Raw genomic sequence first — 5028 nt, forward strand, 5'->3', positions numbered from 1 at the left:
CCGTACATCCATATTATAGCGATTCATTTTTACATTCTCTATTAATAAATCAATAAAGCCTTTTGCTACTGTACCTATATGTTTTTGCTTATGATGGACAATGATGACTTCTTTAAAAATAGATGGATTTTTAATCCTAATAGCTTTCAATATTCCATTATTTTCAAGATTAAATAGAGTGCCCGAAAGAATGGTTGCACCTTTCCCTTCTATAACGTACCTAATAATTGCCTTAGTATCCGTAGTTTCAATAGTAGAGTAGAGCTCAATTCCATGAAAACTACATATCTCATCAAACAATTGTCTAATAGAGTGACCTTTAGGATTTAAGATAAGGGGTGTGCTTTGAATATCGTTTAAATCAATTTCGTTTAGTTTGGAAAAAGGATGGTCTGATCGTACTACTAAAAAAAATTCTTCTTCATATAAAGATATTTGATTAAACCTTTCATCTGGTGTTGGCATGATCGTCAAAGCTAAGTCTAATTCATTTTGTTTTACTTTTTCTAGTACTTCATCTAAAGAGTAAAATTGTAATTTAATATGTGGATACATAGTATGAAACTCTAATAGTACAGTGGATGCAATATGACTAAGATCACCTGAAAGGGCACCTATAACTAATTTCCCTCTATGCATTTTTTGAAGATCCTGAATTTGATTATTTGCACTCTTAATAGTTTCGAAAACTATAGTGGAATGCTCGAATAAAATTTTACCGGCTTGAGTAAGTGCATTTTTTTTACCTATTCGATCAAACAGAGGAACACCTAATTCATCCTCTAAAGCTTTTATTTGATAGCTTAAGTTAGGTTGTCCGATTCCCAACTTTTCTGCAGTCCTAGTAAAATGCATTTCCTCGCAAAGAGCCATAAAATATTCCAACTGTTTCAATTCCATGTTTTTCACCAACTTTGAAATATTCATGATCTGTATATGGAACCGTACAATATCAACTCTTTTAACCTAACAACTACAATAAGACAAGATCATCTCTAAATTATTGCTGAAAGTTAATCAGACAACATTAATAGTCGTTGATACACCATAAAAAGTAGCAGTTATCGTTGTTTTTCCAATAGCGTGTGCGATAATATGTCCATCTGCTGAAATCGTTGCAACTGATTCGTCCGAAACTGTCCATTTTACTTGGTTAGTAACCTCAAAAAGGTTAACGCCAATTCGTGGTACAAAACCAAATAAAGCATATATAGCTACATCCTTTGATTTATTAGGTTCTAACATTACATTTGGAGAATTTGAAAATAAAAGATTAGGCTTAACATTTCTTATCCAAACAGAATCTCTCAAACCTCCATAATTGAAATAGATGTATGCTCTACCCATGTAACGACCCGTTCTGATCAACAGTTGCTACGCTCTCATCGGAAGATTCCCACTTACCTTCTAAATCAACCTGAGTTATATTATGATCTGTATTTTCCGCATAAGCGTTCACATCTACAGGAGCACCTGCCTCAGGCTGATTATCTACTCATCAATTATTTATAATCTTTATGGTTTAACGATAACAGGTATAATTATTTTAGAACCATCATATTCCGCAATGATTACAGCGGCTCCTTCAGACTTCGTTTGGATCTTATGATCAGCGGTCACTTCCACTACTTCCGGATTGGAACTAAACCATTTTACATCAGCTGTAACGTCTTTTATCGTTCCATCGCTTGACATAGCATTAATGACTATATCATTTTTTGAACCTGCTGAATTTACGATATAACCAGGCGAGGAACTTATACCTCTAGTAAATGTAGGATACTTTGCTACAACTTCAACATCAATTGTCTTTGACATTCCAAAAATAGTAGCAGTTATTGTCGTTTTTCCTAGAGAGTGAGCGATGATATGTCCATCAGCAGAAATCGTTGCAACCGATTCGTCCGCCACCGTAAATTTTGCTTTGCTATTAAGATTATAACAATCACAATTTCCATCTCTGCCATGATGACCAAAGAAGCCATTAATTGAGATGTCAGTGGACTTATTAGGTTCTAACATTACATTGCTAGTTGTCCATTTATTGTTTTCAGCCCAATATAAATCTACAGGTTTAGTGTTTCTTACCCAAATAGCATCTCTCAAACCATAATAATTGAACCAGATGTATGCTTCACCAACGCCGACCCATGTAATGACTCCGTTCTGGTCAACAGTTGCTACACTTTCGTCGGAAGATTCCCATTTCCCTTCTGTATCAACCTGAACGATATTCTGATCTGTATATTCAGCAAACGCGTTCGCATCAATAGTTCCTTCTTCAGGGTGTAATATCATCCCATTGCTAATATTAGTTATCGCTTCTACTATATTTCCTGCTTCAGGCTGTATTATCATCCCCGCGCCAACAATTCCTACTAAATTTACTGGTCCAGCTTGATCTTGTACTTTTACTGGAATTTTAATAGAAGAGAAACCTGCAATTGTTGCACTAACCGTCGTTTTTCCAGTATTCATTCCAATAAATTTCCCGTCGTTAACACTTACAACTGTAGGATCCTCTGTTGTCCATTGAATTGACTTCGTTATTTCTCTTTGAGTTCCGTCATTGTATTGAGCAAAAACATGTACTGGATATAGCTTATCTTTTTGAACAACAATATCCAATGAGGAAGCAAGCAAGGACTCAATTTTTAAATCTTTTATTGACGCATCATTCCCAGAAAGAATTGAAACATTCAAGATTTTTGTGCTTGTTCCGTAATCGATAAGTACCTGAGTTGTTCCTGCTGCTACTGCTGTAAGGACCCCATTCTTAACTGTAACTATGTCCGGGTCTAATGTTGTGAATCTTGAGTCTGATGTAACGTCAGATGTTGAACCATCCTTATATTTTGCTTTTACAGAGAACGAATGCGTGTGCTCAGATAAACTAAAGGTAATATCATTTTCACTAGGAATAAGATCAACAATTTTATTTGCAAAATCTTTTGAAGGTTCATTTGAAACGACAATTGAAACCTGCTTTGAGTATCCAGAGCTATCTACGGTAATAATTGTTGTACCAGTGCCTACAGCTGTAAGCAGGCCATCCTTATTTACTTTAACAACATCAGGATTAGATGATTTATATACCGCATATGAAGTCGAATTTGATCTGTCTGAATAGGTCGTTTTTACCTCTAATTGCTGCTGTTGATTTACTACCATATTTTTCATATCTGGTGTAACAGAAATTGATTCAGGGTTTGGAGCCTGCTTCTGACCGTCTTTATCCGTGACTGCCACCGGGATATCTACAAAGTAACGAAAATCATTATAGATAGCATGCAAGACAGTTGTGCCACTTAATTGACCAATAACTTTTGATTCACCACCATATTTTCGGGAAACTGAAGCTACATGGAAATTGTCGGAGTACAATTCAACGGAACCTGTTACATCCTCAGTACTCCCATCACTATAAATCGCATTTATTTTAATAGGCGTTTCTTCACCTATTCCTAAAGAGAGGTTTGGTTGAGAAGCTGTCAAACCAATAACTCTAGGAGTTGTAAGCTTATTGGTGACAGTAACCTCGATTTTAACCGGAGGAAGAACATCCGAACGATAGGAAGCTGTCACAAACGTTTTACCTGTCTTACCTCCAATGATATATCCTGAATCAGTAACCGTTGCAATGCTGTTATCTTCGACTGTCCATTTGACATCATTTGGATTTACATTTTCAACTAAAGTCATACCACCTTCTGATATTCCATTAGTGAATACTTCGGTTAAATTAACAGGCCAATTTTGTCCTGGCATTAGTTCAACTGTAGGTTCATCAGTTATAAGCTTTGTAGGCTTAACAACATTAACAAGTACAGCACCAACCAACTTATCATATTTAAAATAAATATATGCTTGGCCGATTCCAACTGGGGTTATTTGACCATCTTTACTTACCGTAGCTACATTTCGATCTGTCGTTGTCCAACTTCCTAAAGAAGTAACCTCTTTATTCCCCTCCCAGGGGTTCTTTGCAATGGCACTTACTTGAACCGACTTATCAGAGGTTTCTAACCTCAACATGTCAGCCGACATGTACAGCGCCGTTACATTTTCAGGAATATCTCTTATCGAAGCAAAGAAATTTATTTGCGGAAAATTTGCATAAGTTACTTTCATTGAAACATTACCTGGTGAAATTCCTTTTAATACACCTTTTTCAACCAATGCAATTGAAGTATCTCTTGATTCCCATTTAGCTAATTTCGTTACGTCTTCCATCGAGCCATCACTATAAAGAGCTTTCAAAGAAATAGGGCGCTCTTTCCCTTCATCTAAGTATGTAACTTGATTCGCCTCTAAAACAATCGATACAATTTTTTTACTTTCTGAAGGATTTGTCAATTGACTTAAAACTTGTGCACTTTTTGTAACATTTACTTCTACATTTAAAACTGCATTACCAAGACTGAATTGTACATTTGTAGACCCAACATTTACTGCTGTTAGTCTTCCAGTTTCAACAGTTACAACTTTTTCATCCAGTGATGTCCATTTTCCTAACGCTGTAACATCTGTTTTACTACCATCCTTATATTCTGCTTCAACCTTTAAATCCTGGTGACCTTGAGAAAGAGAGAGCGAGGCTGTTGATTCACTTGGAATAAGTTTTACAATTTCCTTCGTTGGTGGGCTATTAGTTGCTCCAACTGACTTTTCAGTTGAGGCAAAAACCAAACTACTGAATAGAGACATAAATAAAGTTATGACGAGTGTTAATGATGTAATTCGTTTTGTCATCTTTGTTCTCATTTGTTAACCTCCATATTTTTTTTATATTGATCACCCTGTACAAACAGGCTAATAATATCAACAGAACGAATCATTAACTTAGTATTTGCTGCTGTTTGTTTCTATTTTTCAGATAATCTAATGTTTTCTAATGCATCACCTCTAACATAAATTTCATTTTAGGATAGTGGAATTAAACCATTAATAAAAACAGAAAAATTTATACTATTCAAAATGTTAAGGTTATTATATGGTGATATATTTTTTTAGTAAATGACATTCTCG

4 protein-coding genes are annotated in these 5028 nt (G+C 35.3%); all 4 read right to left on the reverse strand.

Features of this window, described 5'->3' with window-relative positions:
- On the reverse strand, positions 1–900 hold a 900-nt coding region (locus V7056_RS02710; protein WP_499699047.1), incomplete at its 3' end, for a LysR family transcriptional regulator.
- Positions 901–1017: 117 nt separating this feature from the next.
- Positions 1018–1311, reverse strand: a complete 294-nt coding sequence (locus tag V7056_RS02715) for an Ig-like domain-containing protein (RefSeq protein WP_499699049.1) — start codon at positions 1309–1311, stop codon at positions 1018–1020.
- Between the two features lie 28 nt (positions 1312–1339).
- Positions 1340–1459: an Ig-like domain-containing protein gene (locus tag V7056_RS02720; RefSeq protein WP_499699050.1), complete on the reverse strand. Its 120-nt coding sequence runs from the start codon at positions 1457–1459 to the stop codon at positions 1340–1342.
- Between the two features lie 56 nt (positions 1460–1515).
- The gene (locus V7056_RS02725; protein WP_499699052.1) at positions 1516–4764 is read right to left on the reverse strand and encodes an Ig-like domain-containing protein; all 3249 of its coding nucleotides are present in this window, start codon (positions 4762–4764) and stop codon (positions 1516–1518) included.
- Between the last annotated feature and the right edge of the window lie 264 nt (positions 4765–5028).

It is taken from the genome of Bacillus sp. JJ664 (genome assembly GCF_036962205.1).
Classification (GTDB): Bacteria; Bacillota; Bacilli; order Bacillales; family Bacillaceae_G; genus Gottfriedia.